A 19226-nucleotide genomic window follows, 5' to 3' on the forward strand; every position below is an offset into this window, starting at 1 on the left:
AACATTCCGGGCTGACCCTCAGGCCAGCAGCGCCTCTGCACGCAACAGCTTACGCACCCAGCGGTGGGCGAGATCATGGTCCAGGCGCGGATGCCACGCTGCGGCGACGGTGATCGACGGCATCGTCGCCGCAATCTTTACCTCACTCAGCGGGCCAGACATTACCGATAACAGCCGGCGCGGGATCATCGCGATGAGATCGCTGCCCGACAGCAAACTCGGCAACACCGCAAAATTGGGCAGCGTAACCGCCACTTTGTCGAGTAACGGCGAGTGATGCAGGTCGCGGAATAGGCCTCCCTCAAAAGCAAACCCCGTGGGCGAAACAATGACATGGTCATAACCCAAAAACGACTCTGCGGAGGCTTGCTGGTCTGCCAGCGGGTGCCCCTGCCTTGCCGCTGCGATGTAAGGGTCGGTAAAAAGCTCTTCGCTGGAAAAGTCCGCCGGCAGGGCCTGCGGAAAACTCAACATCAGATCCAGGTCGCCGTCACGAACGCGCTCGGCAGCCGCCTTGCTGTCCAGGTCGAACAGGGCAACTTTTACCTTTGGCGCGAGGGTGCGAATTCGCTGAACCAGCGGCACTAACAGGGCGATTTGCAGGTAGTCATTCGCGGAAACCGACAGTGTGAATTCAGCTTCCTCGGGGACAAATAGCGGCGGCGCGATCAACTGCTGAGCATCGCTGAGTAATTGTTTGATGGCAGGCCGCAGTGATTCAGCACGGGAGGTTGGCGTTAACCCCCGGGGGTTGCGCACAAACAAGGGGTCGTCGAACAAATCGCGCAGTTTTTGCAATGTGTAGCTGACACTCGGCTGGGTGACATGCAACCGCTTTGCCGCCTGAGAAACACTGCACTCATCCAGAAGCACATCCAGCACCTTCAGGGCATTCAAGTCGGCCTTCAAGATATTGTTCATTTTTATATCTTTTATAAAATTTAATAATTTGATTTATACCATGTGCATTTCTATAGTCCAGCCACGCTCCACACCTCTAGCCTTTTTGGGAGTCGACGATGTCCTCGCGCAGCCAACATGCCTCAATTTGCCGAATGTGCCACGCCGCCTGTCCGGTCATTGTGGAAATGGAAGATGGCCTGCCTGTTAAGGTGACTGGCAACAAGGCCAGCCCGACCTATCACGGGTTTTGCTGCAGTCGCGGCCAGGCCTCGGTGGAGCATATTCGCCACCCCGACCGCTTGCTGCACTCGCTGAAACGCATGCCCGATGGCCGTTTTGAGCCCATCGCAATTGAACAGGCAATGGACGAAATTGCCGAAAAATTGCAGGCCATCGTCGACCAACACGGGCCTCGCGCACTGGCCGCTTACTTCGGCACTTACTCCGGCCCCTACCCCGCCGCCGGTACGTTGCTCGGCTCACTGGTGGCTTCGCTCGGGTCACCAATGATTTTTGCCAGCGCCACCATTGACCAGCCAGGCAAAGATATCGCCAACGCCATGCTCGGCCACTGGAAAGCCGGCCCCCAGGCCTTTGCCGACTCCGATGTTTGGCTGATGCTTGGCGGCAACCCCATGGTGACGATTGCCGGCGGCGTGCCCAGTCAAAACCCCGCGCGACGCCTCACCGACAAGATCAAAGATGGTATGACGCTCATCGTGATCGACCCGCGCAAAACCGAAACCGCCGCGCGCGCACAAATTCACCTGCGCCCAACGCCCGGCGAAGATGTCGCGGTGCTGGCGGCAATGCTGCATGTCATCATTAAAGAGCAGTTATACGACGACGCCTTTATTACCGAAAACGTGAAAGGCTTTACCGAGCTGAAAAATGCCGTTGCCCCCTACACCCCAGAACATGCTGCTGCGCGCGCCGACGTTCCCGCTGAGCAAATTACCAATGCTGCTCGGGTATTTGCTAAGGCTAAGCGCGGGGTAGCGACGGGCCTAACCGGCGCCAATATGTCCGGCCACAGCTCGCTGACCGAATATTTACTGCTGTGCCTGAACACCCTGTGCGGCCGCTTCGTGCGCGAGGGCGAGCCCGTCGCCAACCCCGGTGTACTGCTGCCGCGGGCAACACCCATTGCCGAAGCGGCCGACCCCGCCCCCTATCACAATGTTGGCGAAGCATTGCGCGTGCGCGGCCTTTCGCAGAGCGCGGCAGGCATGCCCACCGCGGCATTAGCAGACGAGATTTTGCTGGAAGGCGAAGGCCAGGTGAAGGCGCTTATCGTCAACAGCGGCAACCCCGTGGCGGCCTGGCCCGACCAGCAGAAAACCGTGGCGGCGATGAAAAAGCTCGAGCTGCTGGTTCACGTGGATATCAAAATGTCAGCCACCGCCAAACTGGCCGACTACATTATCGCCCCAAAAGTCAGCTACGAAGTGCCGACCATTTCGCTCGCCGTCGAGCACCTGGAAAACTTCTCTTACCACTGGGGGCTATGCGAGCCCTTCGGCATGTATGCCCCGGCGTTGATGGACACACCCGAGGGCTCCGACTTAATCGAGGAGTGGGAGTTTTATTACGGCCTGGCCCAGCGTTTAGGCATTGGGCTATTCAGCTTCCCAATGCAATCGCGCACGGCGACGGTGCGAGAGGAGCGCGACTTTGTGATGCTGGATATGGACAACAAACCCAGCAGCGACGACATGCTGGAGCTGTTGTGCAACCGCTCTCGCATTCCCTTGGATGAAGTGAAAAAGCACCCGAACGGCGCGCTGTTCCCTGAAAAAATTGTCGCGGTCGCCAAGCGCCCCGACTGCACAGCCCGGCTGGATATTGGTAACCCCGATATGATGGCCGAGCTTGACGCCGCAGTGGCGGCCAGGCCGCGCGATGACCGCTTTCCGTTTACGTTGGTGTCGCGCCGAATGAAAAACGCCTACAACTCATCGCTGCGGGATCTGCCACGCTTGGTGAAAACCAAACGCCCGTACAACCCAGCCTACTTGCACCCGGATGATCTCACCGCACTCGGCCTCGATGATGGCGATTACATTGAGATTCGCTCGGCGCATGGGGCGATTGTTGGCATTGCCAACGCCGATAAAACGCTGAAACCCGGCGTACTATCGATGGCCCATGCCTACGGTGACGGGGCGCTTTCTGAAAACGCGACTGACACTGAACAGAAGGATATTTTGTTCCGTGAGGGCAGCAACACCTCGGCATTGATCAGCACGGATGATGACTACGACCGCTTCTCAGGCATTCCCCGTATGAGCGCCCTGCCGGTTGCCATTCAGCCCTACCACAGTCACCCCGTCCCCAGTCAGCCCGCTCCGCAATAGCGGGTGGAGTGCGGCACTATTTCGGGAAAACAGGCGGCCGCGGCTGCGCTTCTGGCCAGCGTTGCGGCTGACGCTTAAATTCGCTGAGGTCGTAGCCCATCTCGGCGATGCGCACCAGCAGCTCCTGATAACGCGTCTCCGACAGCTGTGGTGAGCGCGCCATCAGCCACACGTAGTCGCGCTTCTCTCGCCCGATAATGGTTTCTGAGTAATCCTCAGAGATATAGGCCACCCGATAGTCTGCCTTGAACGGCCAAAGGAATTGCATCTTCCACTGGGTGTTCGCCGTTCCCTCCACCACGGTTGCCGAAGGGCGATACGTTTTGAGCGGGGCATCGAAACTGCCATCGCGAAAATGGTAAGCCACGGCGATACCGCCGTCGTCCTTAAGCTGGTAGCTCTCTATCCCGTTGTGAGCATCGCGCTCGGGGAACAGCGGAATAAAACCGATCACATACCAGTCTCCCATAAAGCGCTGAAGATCGAGCGAAGACGGTGCCGGGAGCGCGTCACGCGCCGTGGTGCAAGCTGAAAGAATCGTCATTGAAAGTCCGAGGATGGCCATACGTAACATGTCACACTCCTTTGCCAGTGAATGCCTGCTGTACGTAATTTGACCAAACTCAGAGCATTGAGAAATACGCTCGTATTAACATCCCCATATGCCAATAATTAAGGGGTATGTGAATACTTACCTACGTAGACTGCCAGCTTGCCGGTATTTCCGCCTTCTGCCAGCGTCGCTAGAGCTTTGGGCGCATTTTCCAAACCGTGGAAAAGCTGATTTTGGTTTACCAGTTTTCCAGCCAGAAACCACTGCTCAAGCTGCTGCAATATAGCAGGCACCTCAGCCATGTGGTCCAGAATTAAAAAGCCTTCCATGCGCAAGCGGTGCAGCGTCACCAGCGGTAAATTCTTCACGCCGTAGCTGTCCTGCTTGCCGTATTGCGACACACTACCCGAGGCAACAATACAGCCGCCGATAGTCATGGTGGGCAGCACGGCATCAAGGATTTCGCCACCGACATTGTCGAAAAACAGCTCCACGCCGTCGGGGATCATTTCGCGAATGCCGGCGGTCAAATCGCGACTTGCCCGATAATCAACGGCGCCGTCCAAGCCCAGCTGCTCGGTGAGGAATTCACATTTACGGCTGCCACCAGCGATACCAAACACTTGAGCACCGGCAGCCTTGGCCAATTGCGCAGCCATTAACCCAGTAGCACCCGCCGCCCCGCTAATCAGCACCCGCTGCCCCGCTTGCAAACGGCCGACCGTCATCAAGCCAATATGCGCAGACCAGGCAGTGAGCCCCAGCGTTCCCATGTAGGCATCCAATGGAATATCAGTGTGGGGAGAAAACCTCAGCGTAAAGCCGTCGTTAAGCAGCTCATCACCGCTTACCACCTTGTAATCGGCCCACGACTGCAGACTCATCACATAATCACCAAGCGCGAAGTCGGGGTGGCGCGACGCGACCACTTTTGCGATCACATTACCGCGCATCAATTCGCCCAGCTGCAACTGCGGCAGGTAATCGCGCTTCTCGCTAAGCCACAGTAAATTGGATGCATCGAGCGACAATAGGCAGGTTTCCAGCAGAAGCTGTCCCTCCCCCAATTCGGGTAACGGCTCGCTCACCCAGCGCAGCTCGTCGCCAGCCAGGGTGTTGTCGAGATAGCGGGCAATACGCCAGCCGTTGCAGAATTCCGGTGACATGACTCATCCTTTTTTAGCTATTGTTAACGATGCCAGCGCACTATACGTGGCGCATAAAATTGCCCGCAATGTGTATCCACGACGAATCTACCCCGCAACGACGACAGCTTTGCCCCCATGCGCCTGGGCTGCACCGCCCTGTTTCGGACTGATAAACTGCATCTCACACCAACGGAGCGATAGCCGCGATGAAACCCCACACACCGGCCCCTACATGCAGCGAAGACACCGGGCAACGCCCCCGTGAGCGGCGTTTCCAATTTTCCAGTAACCGCGGCAACGCCACCCACCGCGTGCGCTATGTTGAATCCGGTGGCGGCAACGCGGACCAGGCATGCCGCCTTTGCCAGCCAACACTGCCTCCCAAGGCACGGTAAGCGGCGAAAATTACCCCCCCGAGTACTTGCAGAAAAAATACGGAAAACAGCCCCAAAATCCGTCCTGCTACGACATACGTAACAGTATTTTGTGCTGTAAATAACAAGATAGTTTGGGGGTTTTATGAAAAGAACCACATTTGCGCTGCTGTCGATGATGGCGGCGAGCGGATCTGTACTTGCCGTTGAAAACTGGCAGGGACTCTACACCGACCTACGCGCAGGCGCGGGTTTTAATCCAGGCGACAATGGTGAGTTGGAATTTCGCCGCGCAGATGGCAGCGACAACCGCGCCGCAATAGACAGCGCTTTCGGCGATAACTTCAACGGAGAATTTAACGCGGGCAGCTTACTGGGCGCCGCGATCGGCTATAAATTCCAGCAAGATCGCTGGGTCTATGGCGCCGAATTCAGCCTTTCCTCAGCCGATTTATCGCAGAATCAAAGCGCCTTCTCGGCCACGCCCGCCACGTATGTCGAGCGCCGGGAAATCGACCTACTCACCCATGTCTCGTTCAACATCGGCTATGCGAGCGAGCTGCCTATTCTGCCCTTCTTCCGCTTGGGCGCGTCCTATGGCGACGTCGATTACAGCTGGCAGGGTAACTCCGGCGCTTTTCGTGGTGACAACGGCAAGGATGACCGCAATATTGGTTACCACGTTGGTATTGGCGTTGAAGTGAAGCTGAACGGGCCGCTGTCGCTCACCTTCGAATATCAATATGTCGACCTTGGCGATGCTGACTTCTCCACCAACTTCAGTGGCGAGCAGGACTTGTTGGGGCAGAATAACGGCGCCTTCAACGCCTTTGGCAATGCCGCCTCCGGGGGCACCAACGCACAGGGCAGCGACGACGACTTCGATTTTCAAACGGTCGGAGCGGCGCTGCGCTACCGCTTCTAAGGCGTCTGCGTGTCACGAACCGGCACGCTGCTTGGCCACCCACCTCACATGCCTGGCTATCGCTTCATCATCACGCAAGGCCTCTATGCTTGAAAACCGTTGCCCTAGGGTCAGCTCATCATAAAGCTGGTGGATACCGCTGTGGCATGGGCGACACAGCCATACCCCTGCGTTTAATTCACTGCGATTAAAACGCTTATAAAAGCGTGGCCGACGGTGGAGTTTCCGAGGGATCAAGTGGTGAAAGGTCAGCGCCACCTGCCTTTCGCAAAGCTGACACGGTTGTTGGGTGGGGCGGCGGCGAGGCATTGATATTTAACCCCAAAAAAAAGCCCCTGGGGGAGGGGCAAGAAGCAGGATCATGAAAAGCAACTACTCTTATGCGAAATCCGCCCCTTTGGATCACCACTGACAACGTGTGCTAACGCACAACTTGCCCAGCGCGACGACAAGCGCCCACCGCTACTGCACTAAATTGTCTACTCGGTCACTTACACAGCGCGAGGCAACTCTTAGTATTGCCGCCTACATTTTCCAGGCTGGCCCAGTGACTTCTCCAACAACATCTCAGCACCATATCGCTCATCTGCACGCGTTTCGCGGTTTCGCCATTTTGAATGTGATCGGCGCCCATGCCTGGACATCGCTAATGTTCCGGGTTGGGGGCTACGAAATGGCCGACAGCATGCGGCCACTGTATTCATTGATCCAGACCGTTTTCCACGATGCCACGCTGTATTTTGCGGTGATATCGGGCCTGCTGTTTACCAAAGTGTTGCGCGGCCGGCCCTGGGCAAGTTTTTACCGCGCCAAGCTTAAGAACGTCATCCTGCCGTATGCCGTTTTGAGCGTGTTCTTTTTAACGGCACTGTGGGATTGGTATGTTGGCTACGCTGCCGACAACGGCTTGCCCACCGACTACGCCACCGCCCTGCTACGCGGCTTGCTGCTCGGGCAAACACTGCCCCAGTTTTGGTATATCCCGGTGCTGGCAGTGCTGTTTGTGATCACGCCGGTATTGGACGCACTTATCCAACACCCACAACGTCGCTGGCTGGCCGTAGCGCTGGTTATTCTGCCTTTGTTTATCTCGCGCACGGGCATGGCGAATTCAGTCAGTGTGCAGACGATTATCTATTTTAGCGGTGCCTACCTCTGCGGCATGTTGATGGGCCAACACTATGAGGCCGTTCAGGCTGCTATCACCCGCAACACTCTCAATCTATTCTTACTGGTATTGGCAAGCTCGGCGGCACTATTCGTTCTTTATGCCAACGGCTATAAAAGCAGTGGCTGGCTGTCGTACACCGAAAGCCTGTTCTATATACAAAAGCTGGCGATCACCGTGCTGATTCTGCATACCTTCCTTTGCCTGGAGGGTGGGCTACCAAAGCTGTTGCACACGCTGGGCGACTACGCGTTCGCGATTTATTTTTTGCACTTAGTGTTTATCTTTTTACTGGCACAACTGCTCGTCGAGCCACTGCGAGCGCATCTGCACAGCGGCTGGATGTTCGCCGGGGGGCTATTGGTCATGTTGGGCAGTACGGCATTGACCCTGGGCGCCAGCGCAATGTTAAAACGCTTGCTCGGCAGGTATTCAAGGATGATCATAGGAAGCTAACGCAGCCAAAACGTAAGCAAGGGAGTTGCTATGCGCTATGTATCGCGCGGCCTTGCCGCTTTCATAATCGCCCTGATGGCCGCACTCAGCGCGCTCGCTGAACCGCCAACACCAAGCCCGCAAGCCTACCGCAATGGCTTGTATTGGCTGCCAGACCTACCCTACGGCGACCACCCTCGTCAGCGCATGGATATCTATTTACCCAGTGTGACTCAGGGCGCACCAGTGATCGCAATGGTGCACGGCGGCGCGTGGCGTTTCGGCGACAAACGTCACCGCGCCGTGGTTAAGCACAAGCTGGCTCACTGGTCATCAAAGGGCTTTATTTTTGCGTCGATCAATTACCGGCTTTTGCCGGATGCCGATCCAGGCGTTCAGCGCGACGATATCGCCCGCGCCCTCGCTCACTTGCAAACCACCGTTGGTCAATTGGGCGGCGACGCCGAACGCCTGATATTGATGGGGCATTCTGCCGGCGGCCATCTTGCCGCTTTACTCGCCGCGCGCCCCGATATTGCCTATGCCGCTGGCGCCACGCCGTGGCGAGCGACCATCGTCCTCGACAGTGCCGCCGTCGACCTGGAAACGCTAATGGGCGCACCGCATGCCAAACTCTACGACGCCGCTTTTGGCGATGAGCCCAAGCATTGGCAGCGTCTGTCACCGCTTCGCCAATTACAGCCTAACGCCAGCGACTTTTTACTGATCTGTTCGCAGCGTCGCGACAATGCCTGCCCCGCCGCGCAGCGCTTCGCTACCGCAGCAGAGGCGGCCGGCAGCCACGCCGAGGTCAGCCCTCAGCCATATACACACACGGGAATCAATGCGCGCCTGGGCCAGGCAAACGCCTACACAAGCGCGGTAGATGCCTTCATTCAAAGGCAGCTGTCGGGGCGCGATAAGCGCTAGTCAAAGTCCACGGCGCTGTGACGTTCTGCCATTTGCTCCTCTTCCGGCCCCCACACGCGGTTTACGCGGCGACCGCGCTGCACCGCCGGGCGCTCAGAAATTTGCTCGGCCCAACGCACAACATGGGTATATGAGGTGACATCGAGAAACTCTGCCGCATCGTAGAGGTGGCCCAGCACCAGGGCGCCGTACCATGGGAAGGTGGCAATATCAGCAATCGTGTACTCGTCGCCGCACAGGTAGGTATTCTCAGCCAGGCGCTTATCCAGCACATCCAACTGGCGCTTCACCTCCATGGTGTAGCGTTCAATGGGGTATTCCAGTTTCTCCGGAGCATAGGCGTAGAAGTGACCAAAGCCACCCCCCAGGAAAGGCGCACTGCCCATTTGCCACATCAACCAGGACTGACACTCGGCGCGCGTCGCCACATCTTTCGGGTAAAAAGCGTCAAACTTTTCAGCGAGGTAAAGCAGAATCGCGCCGGATTCAAACACCCGCGTTGGCGGCGTTGTGCCGCGGTCCAACAGAGCCGGTATTTTTGAGTTAGGATTGATGTCGACAAAGCCACTGGAGAACTGGTCGCCCTCCATAATATTCACCAGATAGGCGTTGTATTCAGCCTTACTGATACCCAGCTCAAGTAGCTCTTCGAGCATCACCGTCACTTTCACGCCATTGGGGGTTGCCAGCGAGTAAAGCTGCAAATCGTGGTTGCCGCTGGGCAGGGCTTTTTCGTGCGTCGCACCGGAGATCGGCCGGTTAATATTGGCAAACTTGCCGCCACTTTCACTGTTCCATGTCCAGACTTTGGGGGGGACATAGGGCTTGGATTCCGACATACACACATTCTCCACGTTGTTGTAGTAATGGCTCACCGCAGCACCTCGCGGTGATCCTACCTTGCCACAATAGATGCAAGAGTACATAGCTTGTTACATCTCTCGTACTCCGGCTTTCTGCTATGACCGCGTGTCCATGACCGTGTTCATCGGCGAGCGCTGACGCCACAAGCCCTGGTGAACGGCCAAGGCGGTAATAATCATGCCCGCGCCCAGTAGCATCGCTGGCGTGATCGGCTCGTCGACAACCACACTGCCAATGGCCAGCGCCAGCACCGGCGACACCAGAGGGATCAACGACACGGTTTCCACTGGCATGACTTTCAGAATGTAGTAATAGGCAACAAAGCCCACCAGCGACGCAAACAGGGCAAGGTACAGCAGGGATGCCAGCGATACAGCACTGAACACCAGTGGCTCAAAGCCAACCCAAAGCCACCAGCTCAACAACATACCGGGCAACGCGAAGGCCATTGCACCCAGCGCCTGCTCCACCGGCGACACAACGATGGTGGCGTTGAGCTTTTTCACCCACACCGCGCTGCCCGAGAACAGTAAATTAGACAGCAGCATTAGCGCGATACCGGTGTAGCTGTCGCCGGTGATCACCACATCGTCGGCCAGAATACACAGTAAGCCCAGCGCTGCCAGCGCAATGGCAAACAGCTTGCGCGGCACCAACATACGCTCCCCCAACACCGGCCACGCCAGCGCCGCCGTGAAAAACGGCGACAAGCCAAACATCAGCGCGATCAGTCCCGAAGGAATATATTGCGCAGCCAAGTACACCAACGCCATATTGGGAAACAAGCTGATGGATGCGGCGAAGTAAAGCTTCCAGTGGCGGCGAATATTTAAACCCGCCACGCCAAACAGTGTGCACAGCGCACTGCCGACAAAAAACGCGATAAGAATACGCAGGCTCAACGCTGCGATGGGGGCCAACGAATCGCCACCGAGTTTTATCGACAGTGGCGTCGTCGCCCAGATAAGAATAACCAGTAGATAGACAAACCGTACAAGCATGGCGCTTTACTCACGTATTTGCCGAGACATGTCCCCGAGGCCCACAACGAAAAAGGCCGCAGATGAAATGTCTGCGGCCTTTTGGAATTGGGTATTTTCTAACCTTGTATCAATTCTCCGCCGCACACCATCGCGCCACACGCACAATACGGCGCATGGCAGCGAGAAATTTGGCGAAACACCACTGATACATAATTTACATACTATATTCGTTAGCAACGCCATCACTATATGCCAGCGGCTTCCGTCGGCGCAAGGCCTCTGAAGCACAAAGACAACTAACGATGATGGCATGCCGCCTACGCCCATCGCCAACGGCAGCCTCCACCCCCTATCCACCCGCCCCCGCTTCCGTCATCTGACGCGCCATTCTTAGCGCAAGAAACGAACAGGCCACACCGAGAATCCGATGACTTTTTTCATCATTAGCATCACTATTGATGAAATAAAGAATCAACACAACAAAAGGACAGATAGCATGAATTAAAAATAAACATAAAAATCAATAGGTTAAGAAAATAACGAGTTTGGCATAGCTATTGCTATTACCGCTCTAACGATAAGATTAATTCAGTCTAAGGTTTGTACCATGAAGGTTTCTCGCTTCCGCTCTGCCCGCCAACTACTCACTGGCGAAGGCGCAACCGAACAATTACCCCAACACCTCAGCGCGCTGAATATCCACTCCCCCTTGCTGGTGACTGACAAAGGTGTGCGCGACTCCGGCAGCCTGACACTAATCAGCCAACACCTGGCCGAGGGTAGCTTCAGTATTTTTGACCAAGTGCCGCCAGAACCAGAGGTGGACATTGTGAAGGCCTGTGCAGCCGCTTTTAAACACGGCCAGCACGATGGCATCCTGGCAGTGGGCGGCGGCAGCGCGATGGACATTGCCAAGTGCACCGCGGTGTATGTAGACCACGACGGTGAGCTGGAAGACTTATTCGGCGAAGACCAGGTACGCCAGCGCCGTGTTCCCTTGATCGCGATTCCCACCACCGCAGGCACGGGATCAGAAGTGACCAACATCGCTATTTTGTCGGACCCCGAAGCCCAACTTAAAAAAGGCATTGTCAGCGACCACCTACTGCCCGACTTGGCGATAGTCTCCCCGGAAATGACCCTGAGCTGCCCGCCACCGGTAACCGCCGCCAGCGGCGTTGATGCGCTGGTGCATGCCCTGGAAGCCTACCTTTCGAATTTTGCCAGCGATATCACCGACGCCCTCGCCATTAAAGCGATGACGCTGATCATTAACGCCCTGCCCAAGGCCTATGCCCAGGCCGATAACCTCAGCGCCCGCGAAGCAATGGCCACCGGCAGTCTGCTGGCAGGCCTGGCCTTTGGTAATGCGGGTGTGGGCGCAGTACACGCCCTCGCCTACCCCCTGGGTGGCCGCTACCACATCTCCCACGGCGTCAGTAACGCCCTGCTGCTACCCCACGTGATGGAGGTGAACAAAATGGCCTGCATTGAACGCTTTAGCGATATCGCCGCAGCCTTCGGCGCGCCGGTTCATCAACTCAGCCACCAGCAAGCCGCTGACTATGTGCTAGAGCGTCTTTACACGCTGTGCAGCGATGTGAACATTCCCGCCCGCCTGCGCGACCTGAACATTCCTGAAGCCGACTTACCCCAGCTGGCAGAGGAGGCCTTCGGCGTAAAGCGCCTGCTGCGCAACAACCCCCGAGACCTGAGCGTCAGTGAGATCCTCGGCATTTACCAAGCCGCGTACTAAGCGCCTCACCACGATCCAATAAAACAATAAAGGGACTCACCATGACTGCATGGCAACAACGACGCGACGGCGATGAATCGCCGTACATTCCCCTTGGCCCTTTCAAGCTAAGGCTGCCATTTATCCACTACCGCTTTGAGCTGCCCGACTACCTGCAGGGCCTGCTGATGTGCGCGGTAGACCTCGCGGCCATCCCGCTGATGGTCGAGCTGCTGGGCATGCCCTTTGAAGCAGCAATCGCCATCGTGATGCTCAACGGCCTGTTCTATCTGCTTCACCACCTGCTTGGCGACCCAGTAATCCCCGGCTGGATCACGCCTGCCATTCCCTTGCTGATCGCCTATGTGGAAACCTTTGCGCCGGGCAGCGACCGCGTTCACGCCTTGATCGCCTTTCAGATGATGCTGGGGATATTCGCACTAACGCTGGGAAGAACCCGGCTAGCGGCAAAGGTTGTTCACATGATCCCCGCGGCAATCAAGTCGGGCATTATCATGGGGGCGGGCATTGCCGCCATCGCTATTGTCTTTAAAGAAGGCGGCCGTTTTGACCAATACCCCATCACCATTAGCATTGCGGTGGGCATTGCGTTTTATCTGATTTTTTCCAAGCACTTTGCCACGCTTCGCCAACGCAGCCGCGGCTGGGCCAACCTCGCCAAGCTGGGGATTTTCCCCATCATTGCCCTGGCCGTCGTTGTTGCGCCGCTGGCCGGCGAAGCGCCGTGGCCCGATATCACCTGGGGCTTTACCCAACCCAACTTCGCACTGATGTTCAGTGACTACACCGTGTTTGGCCTTGGCCTGCCACCGCTAGCCATGTTCGTCACTGCCCTGCCCACCGTTCTCGCTGCCTATATCGTGTTGTTCGGCGATGTACTGCAAAGCAAGGCAATTCTCGCCGAGGCCGATGCGGTTCGCCAAGACGAAAAAATCGACTACGACCCCAACCGGGCGCACATGATTTTTGGCGGGCGCAATTTTCTTATGAGCATACTCGGCCCCGATGTGGTGATGTGCGGCCCGCTGTGGGCGGCAATGCACGTGGTTATTGTTGAGCGCTACAAACAGGGCAAAGCGTCAATGAACTCCATCTTCGGCGGTTCGGGCTCCTTCCGCTGGGGAACCAACACCGGCCTTTTGCTGCTGCCAATTGTCAGCCTTGTGCAACCCATTCTCGGTATCGCACTGGCGCTCACCTTATTGATACAGGGCTTTGTCAGCGTACGCATTGGTGTGATGGAAGCACGCAGCCAGCGCGACCTCGGCATTGCCGGCGTCATTGCCGCCATCTTAACCATTAAAGGCGCCACCTGGGCGTTTGCCGCTGGCATCTTACTCACCGCGCTGATCTACGGCCGCAACTTTTTCAAAGGCGACGTCGACACCACGTTCACCAAAGACCAAAACGAGGTGAACAATGGATAAGCTTGAGTTAGCGCTGCTGCAGCCAGTGCTCGACACCCTGCAAGACGGCGTGTACATCACCGACGAAAATGGCCTGACGCTCACCATAAACCGCGCCTACGAACGAATTACCGGCATCCAGCGGCACAAAGTCGTTGGCAAACATATGACCGAGCTCGTCAAAGCGGGCTACATCTCCAAGTCCGTTTCGCTGGAAGTAATCCGCGAGCAGGAGCCGGTAACGCTGGTGCAAACCATTCACGACAGCCGCAAAATTGTGGTGAGTGGCAACCCTATGTTCAATGAACAGGGCGAGCTGCAATATGTGATTACCAATGTTCGCGATATCACCGAACTACTGAATGCCAAGCATGCCCAGGAGCAGCTTGAGCAAATTATTAACACCCGTCAGGAATACAGCCTAAAAGCGCCGGACACGGCCTTGGATAGCAGCATTATTCTCAGCAACCGTTCCCAGGCGTGCTATGAGCTTGCCGAACGCATTGCACCAACGCTGGTAAAAGTGCTGATACAAGGTGAGACCGGTACCGGCAAAACACTGCTGGCACAGTTTATCCATCAACACAGCGAACGCAGCGACGGGCCGTTCATCTCATTGAACTGCGCCGCCATGCCAGAAGGTTTGATTGAAGCCGAGCTGTTTGGCTATGTGGCCGGTGCCTTTACCGGCGCCAGTAATCGCGGCAAGGACGGGCTGCTGGATGTTGCCCACGGCGGCACGCTGTTCCTCGACGAGATTGGCGACCTGCCGCTGGCACTGCAGGCAAAGCTGCTGAAAGTTGTTGAGGAAAATCGCTTCCTGCCGCTGGGCGCCACCCGCTTTAAAGATACCAATATTCGGCTGATCACCGCGACGCATCACGACTTGAAAGAGGCCGTTGCCCGCGGCCGATTCCGCGAAGACCTCTATTACCGCCTGTGTGTTGTGCCCATTACCTTGCCGCCGCTGCGCCAGCGCAAAGACGAGATCATTCCACTGCTCAACCACTACCTGCAATTTTTTGCCGAGCAATACCAGGTCACCAAACAACTGGACCCGGAAGCCGTTGAGCGACTGATCAATTACTCCTGGCCCGGCAATGTTCGCGAATTGATGAACCTTACCGAGCGGCTATTGCTCAGTGCCACGGGCGAGACCATCGGCCCCAACGACCTGCCCGCTGAGGTGCAACCCACGCTTCAACCTGGCGAGCCAGGCATTGCCGGCACTCTGAAAGAACAAGTTGCCGCACTGGAAAAACGCCTGATCACCACCGCACTGCAACAGCATCGCACCACCCGTGCAGCAGCGGCCTCTTTGGGTATAGACCAATCCACGCTGGTGAAGAAATCCCAGCGCTGGAAGACCGACGTGAACCAATAACTCAGGATGTGAACGTGAATTTAGCCAATACGCCCTTTTTCAAAAATCAGTGTTTTATCGACGGTCAATGGCTGTCCAGCAGCGATACCGCCGCTGTTCACAACCCGGCAAACGGCGAGGTCATTACTCACGTACCAATGATGGGTGCGGCAGACACTGAGCGCGCCATTCAGGCAGCCGAGCGCGCGCAGCGCGAATGGCGTCAGCGCAGTGCAGACGAGCGAGCGACCTTGCTAAAGCGCTGGCACCAGCTTGTGGTGGAAAACAGCCGTGGTCTTGGCGAACTGATGTCACTGGAGCAGGGCAAACCCGTCGCGGAAGCCGAAGGTGAAGTCCTGTACGCCGCCAGCTACATCGAATGGTTCGCTGAGGAAGCGCGGCGCCTGTATGGCGAAACCATCCCCGGCCATCAGGCTGACAAACGCATTGTGGTCACCCGCGAAGCCGTCGGCGTTTGCGCGGCCATCACACCGTGGAATTTTCCCGCAGCAATGATCGCCCGCAAAGTGGCTCCGGCATTGGCAGCGGGTTGTTCAATTATCGTAAAGCCCGCTCTGGAAACCCCGTTGTCGGCATTTGCTCTCGCGGCCCTGGCCGAGCAAGCCGGCCTGCCCGCAGGGGTGTTTAACGTGATTAGCGGCCACGCGCCGGATATCGGCAATGTCCTTACCGCCAGCCCTGTTGTGCGCAAGCTCAGCTTTACCGGCTCGACGGCGGTCGGCGCAAAACTGATGGCCGACAGCGCCGCCAACCTGAAAAAACTGTCACTCGAACTTGGCGGCAATGCACCGTTCATCGTATTTGACGACGCCGACATCGAGCATGCCACCGACGAGTTGATTAAGGGTAAATTCCGCAACGCTGGGCAAACCTGTGTCTGCCCCAACCGGGTATATGTGCAGCGCGGCGTCTACGCCGAATTCAGCGAACGCCTGCAAGCGAAGGTCGCCAACCTGCGTGTTGGCCCGGGCTCGGAGCCCGACACCGATATCGGCCCGTTAATCAGTCGCGACGCCGCCGACAAAGTGAAGGCGCAGATCGACGATGCCCTTGGCAAAGGCGCAGAGCTGCTTTGTGGCGGCCAACGTCACGAGCGGGGAGACAACTGGTTTCAACCGAGCGTTATCGGCAATGCCAATCGCGACATGCTCTGCGCCCGCGAAGAAACTTTCGGGCCACTCATCCCCCTGTTCCCCTTTAGCGACGAGGCCGAGGTGATCGCGGCGGCAAACGCTACCGAGTTTGGTCTGGCCGCCTACCTATTTTCAAACAACATACACACCATTGAGCGCACCACCGAAGAGCTGGAGTACGGCATGGTCGGCATCAACACCGGCATGATCTCCACCGCTGTAGCCCCCTTCGGCGGCATTAAGTCCAGCGGTTTCGGCCGCGAGGGCTCGCACTTTGGTATCGAGGATTACACCGAACTGAAATACCGGTGTTACCACATTGCTGCGCGGTAAGCCGCCTGCAACGAGGAAGGCGGTGCACACCGCACCGCATAGATAGGTCATTGAATGACGACAATAAACAGCAAAAGGAAGCATAGTATGATCAGCTCTCTGCACAACACACGCAAACGTTTCGCTGGTATGGCACTGGCGAGTTGTATCGGTTTGTTCGGCGCCGCCGCTAGTCATGCGGCCGGCGACATCGAAGCGCTGCAGAAAAAGTCCCCCAACAACTGGGGCAAATGGGGCAAGGAAGACCAGATCGGCGGCCTCAACTACCTCGATGGCAAACAAGTATTGCGCGGGGTTGCCGAGATAAAAACCGGCGAACGCTTCACCCTGCAGCTGCCCATGACCCACGGTGTTGGCCCGGTCTTCCCCGGCCGCGTACCGGTTATGCACTTTATGTCTCAGGATGAAAGCATCTACTCATCCAATAAAATTAACGAACTGCCCGGCGGCGTGAAGTATTCTGACGACGCTGTATTTATGTACCTGCAAGGCACTACTCACGTCGATGCCCTTGGCCACGCGTGGTATGGCGACAAGGTGTACAACGGTAAGTCTGCCGACACCACCACTCACGGCCACAGCTTTGTGGATATTGGCACGCTGGGTGAAGCCGGTATTGCCGGGCGCGGTGTACTGCTCGATGTTGGCCGCGCAATGGGTGATAAGAACCACCGCCTGGCACCCAATGCCTGCATTAATCTCGACGATATCAAGGCAACCGCCAAGCGCCAGAAGGTCGATATTGAGAAGCGTGACATTCTGTTGATCCGCACTGGCTCTATGGGCCGCTTCTACGACGAAAACGACAAGCAAAACTGGAATGCGCAAACCGAACCCGGCCTGTGCTACAGCACCGCCTTGATCAAATGGTTAGACAAGATGGAGATCCCCGTGATCGCCGCCGACAACCTGGCCATTGAACGCGCCAACCAAGTCATCGATGGCGACAACTATGTCATTCCCCTGCACGGCGCGCTGATCCGCGACCTGGGTATTGTGCTGTCAGAAATCTACTGGCTGGACGACCTGGCAGAGTCCAGCGCGAAAGACGGTCGCTACAGCTTCTTCTTCAATGCTGCGCCACTGAAAATGAAAGGCGGCTCCGGCTCTCCCGTTAACCCCATCGTTATTAAGTAACACCACCCTTCCCTAGTGCCCGCCTGTGCGGGCTCCCCTTCGGGCAATGGCCTCGGCCACTGCTCTGGGGAACGGCTGCGCCAGAATTTTGCTTTTGGCCGAAAAATGCCTGCGGGAAAGGTCAGCACGATATCGAGATAACCGCCGAATAACGGCAAAATAACAAGGACATTCACATGAACAAACATACCCTACTCAGCTGCTTAGGCAGCAGCCTTCTGATAGCGGCGCCAGCCTCGCAGGCCCTGGAAATTAACGCCGACGACTGGACCCTAAGCTTCGGCGGCTATATCAACACCCACCTGGTGTATGCCAAATGCGACGACAACGCCCCAACGGTGGCGGGTAACGCCTTGCTGTGCACCGGCGAAGACGCCAGCGCCGTTTCCAACGGTTACAGCCCGGCAAGCTTTCAACTCAGTGCCAGCACCCAACGCAACGGCTTCGACATTCGCGCGACGGTGGCCATTGAACCGGGAACCACCGACAACGCCGCCTTCAATGGCAACGGCGACGGTGAAGCCTGGCGCGCTTTTTTCACCGTTGGTAACGATGAAGTTGGCACATTAACGGTAGGCCGCGCCTATGGCGTGTACGGCATAGACGTGCTGGTAGAAGACATGTCTCTCGCCTCGGTGGGGGCACCACTCGCCGTAAAGAGCCCGCTTAATACCAGCCTGGGCGGCGCCGGTTACGGCTATATTTTTGCCGACCGCCTCTCGCAAATCACCTATGACTATAAAGCCAGTAACGGCGTGAGTACCGCCATCGGTTTATACCAGCCACTGGATTTAGTTTCTTTCGGCGGCAATGGCTATGTTGGCGATACCGGCAGCCAGGAACCAGGCCTGCACGGCAAACTGCGCTTTGACCACCAGTGGGGTTTTGTCTCAACCACTTTCCTTCGTCAAAGCGTGGATGTTGCAAATGGCAACGACTACGAAGCACTGGCCGTCGACCTCACCGCCGCCATCAGCCTGGGGAATACCCGTCTCATGGCATCGGCATTCGACGCGACTGGCGTGGGCTACTACGGGCTGTTTATCGACGCCGCGGACATCAATGGTGAAGCGCGAGATACCCAGGGCTGGTTTGTGCAGCTCAGCCACCAGATCGGCGACACCAAACTCGGCATTAACTACGGTGAATCCAGTGTAGAGCTGGCACCCGCCGACACGGACACCCAGCTCGACACGCAGGCAAAACTCACTCTCGGCGTTTACCACACCCTGCTGCCGGGGCTGGTGCTTGCTGGTGAATACTCCGAACTCACCGCAGACAACCACCGCTCTGAAGAGATGGAAAACCAAGCCGTAAGCGTGGGCTTGGCGCTGTCATTCTAAAGACACAACCCCGGCCAATGTCTTAGTCCCACCCGATGCACGCGGATCTCTCCGCTGTGGTCTTTGCGGCTGCGATGCAGCCGCCTTTTTCAAC

The 19226-nt window shown here is 57.0% G+C and carries 16 protein-coding genes; 11 read left to right on the forward strand and 5 right to left on the reverse strand.

Annotated features, from left to right (window positions below; translation table 11 throughout):
• Positions 1-18: 18 nt before the first annotated feature.
• Positions 19-921: a LysR family transcriptional regulator gene (locus ABNS66_RS11125; RefSeq protein ID WP_286838925.1), complete on the reverse strand. Its 903-nt coding sequence runs from the start codon at positions 919-921 to the stop codon at positions 19-21.
• 98 nt (positions 922-1019) lie between these two features.
• On the opposite strand from ABNS66_RS11125, the gene ABNS66_RS11130 reads away from it, so the two are divergent.
• Positions 1020-3260 (forward strand): molybdopterin-dependent oxidoreductase, encoded by a 2241-nt coding sequence (locus ABNS66_RS11130; RefSeq protein ID WP_286838928.1) that lies wholly within the window; start codon positions 1020-1022, stop codon positions 3258-3260.
• A gap of 16 nt (positions 3261-3276) precedes the next feature.
• On the opposite strand, the gene ABNS66_RS11135 is transcribed toward ABNS66_RS11130, so the two are convergent.
• Both ABNS66_RS11135 and ABNS66_RS11140 read right to left on the reverse strand, forming a co-directional pair.
• The gene (locus ABNS66_RS11135; protein ID WP_348655324.1) at positions 3277-3834 is read right to left on the reverse strand and encodes a lipocalin family protein; all 558 of its coding nucleotides are present in this window, start codon (positions 3832-3834) and stop codon (positions 3277-3279) included.
• 98 nt (positions 3835-3932) lie between these two features.
• Positions 3933-4979, reverse strand: a complete 1047-nt coding sequence (locus tag ABNS66_RS11140) for an NADP-dependent oxidoreductase (RefSeq protein WP_286838931.1) — start codon at positions 4977-4979, stop codon at positions 3933-3935.
• Between the two features lie 188 nt (positions 4980-5167).
• Between ABNS66_RS11140 and ABNS66_RS11145 the strand changes: the two genes are divergently transcribed.
• The 4 genes from ABNS66_RS11145 (at position 5168) to ABNS66_RS11160 (ending at position 8793) form a co-directional block, all read left to right on the forward strand.
• Positions 5168-5356, forward strand: coding sequence for a hypothetical protein (locus tag ABNS66_RS11145; protein WP_348655325.1), 189 nt, complete (start codon positions 5168-5170; stop codon positions 5354-5356).
• A gap of 124 nt (positions 5357-5480) precedes the next feature.
• Positions 5481-6260 carry an outer membrane beta-barrel protein gene (locus tag ABNS66_RS11150; protein ID WP_286838933.1) on the forward strand — a complete coding sequence of 260 codons (780 nt, stop codon included), beginning with the start codon at positions 5481-5483 and terminating at the stop codon, positions 6258-6260.
• Positions 6261-6807: 547 nt separating this feature from the next.
• A complete protein-coding gene (locus ABNS66_RS11155) occupies positions 6808-7884 on the forward strand; it encodes an acyltransferase (RefSeq protein WP_286838934.1) in 1077 nt (358 codons plus the stop codon).
• A gap of 30 nt (positions 7885-7914) precedes the next feature.
• On the forward strand, positions 7915-8793 hold the full coding sequence (locus ABNS66_RS11160) for an alpha/beta hydrolase (protein ID WP_286838935.1): 879 nt from the start codon (positions 7915-7917) through the stop codon (positions 8791-8793).
• Here the strand turns inward: ABNS66_RS11160 and yghU are convergent.
• Both yghU and ABNS66_RS11170 read right to left on the reverse strand, forming a co-directional pair.
• Positions 8790-9632 carry a glutathione-dependent disulfide-bond oxidoreductase gene (gene yghU, locus ABNS66_RS11165; protein ID WP_204995361.1) on the reverse strand — a complete coding sequence of 281 codons (843 nt, stop codon included), beginning with the start codon at positions 9630-9632 and terminating at the stop codon, positions 8790-8792. The genes ABNS66_RS11160 and yghU overlap by 4 nt on opposite strands.
• Positions 9633-9752: 120 nt before the next feature.
• Entirely contained in the window at positions 9753-10658 is a 906-nt protein-coding gene (locus ABNS66_RS11170; RefSeq protein ID WP_286838937.1) for a DMT family transporter, read from the reverse strand.
• 589 nt (positions 10659-11247) lie between these two features.
• Between ABNS66_RS11170 and ABNS66_RS11175 the strand changes: the two genes are divergently transcribed.
• The 6 genes from ABNS66_RS11175 (at position 11248) to ABNS66_RS11200 (ending at position 19132) form a co-directional block, all read left to right on the forward strand.
• Positions 11248-12396, forward strand: a complete 1149-nt coding sequence (locus ABNS66_RS11175; protein ID WP_286838938.1) for an iron-containing alcohol dehydrogenase — start codon at positions 11248-11250, stop codon at positions 12394-12396.
• A 41-nt stretch (positions 12397-12437) separates the two neighbouring features.
• The gene (locus ABNS66_RS11180) at positions 12438-13823 is read left to right on the forward strand and encodes a hypothetical protein (protein WP_286838940.1); all 1386 of its coding nucleotides are present in this window, start codon (positions 12438-12440) and stop codon (positions 13821-13823) included.
• On the forward strand, positions 13816-15186 hold the full coding sequence (locus ABNS66_RS11185) for a sigma 54-interacting transcriptional regulator (protein ID WP_286838941.1): 1371 nt from the start codon (positions 13816-13818) through the stop codon (positions 15184-15186). Before ABNS66_RS11180 ends, ABNS66_RS11185 begins: the two co-directional genes overlap by 8 nt.
• A 14-nt stretch (positions 15187-15200) precedes the next feature.
• A complete protein-coding gene (locus ABNS66_RS11190; RefSeq protein WP_348655326.1) occupies positions 15201-16652 on the forward strand; it encodes an NAD-dependent succinate-semialdehyde dehydrogenase in 1452 nt (483 codons plus the stop codon).
• 87 nt (positions 16653-16739) lie between these two features.
• Positions 16740-17789, forward strand: a complete 1050-nt coding sequence (locus tag ABNS66_RS11195) for a cyclase family protein (protein WP_204995157.1) — start codon at positions 16740-16742, stop codon at positions 17787-17789.
• 176 nt (positions 17790-17965) lie between these two features.
• Positions 17966-19132 (forward strand): hypothetical protein, encoded by a 1167-nt coding sequence (locus tag ABNS66_RS11200; RefSeq protein WP_286694392.1) that lies wholly within the window; start codon positions 17966-17968, stop codon positions 19130-19132.
• The last annotated feature ends 94 nt before the right edge of the window (positions 19133-19226 follow it).

Source organism: uncultured Spongiibacter sp. (genome assembly GCF_964011655.1).
Classification (GTDB): Bacteria; Pseudomonadota; Gammaproteobacteria; order Pseudomonadales; family Spongiibacteraceae; genus Spongiibacter; species Spongiibacter marinus.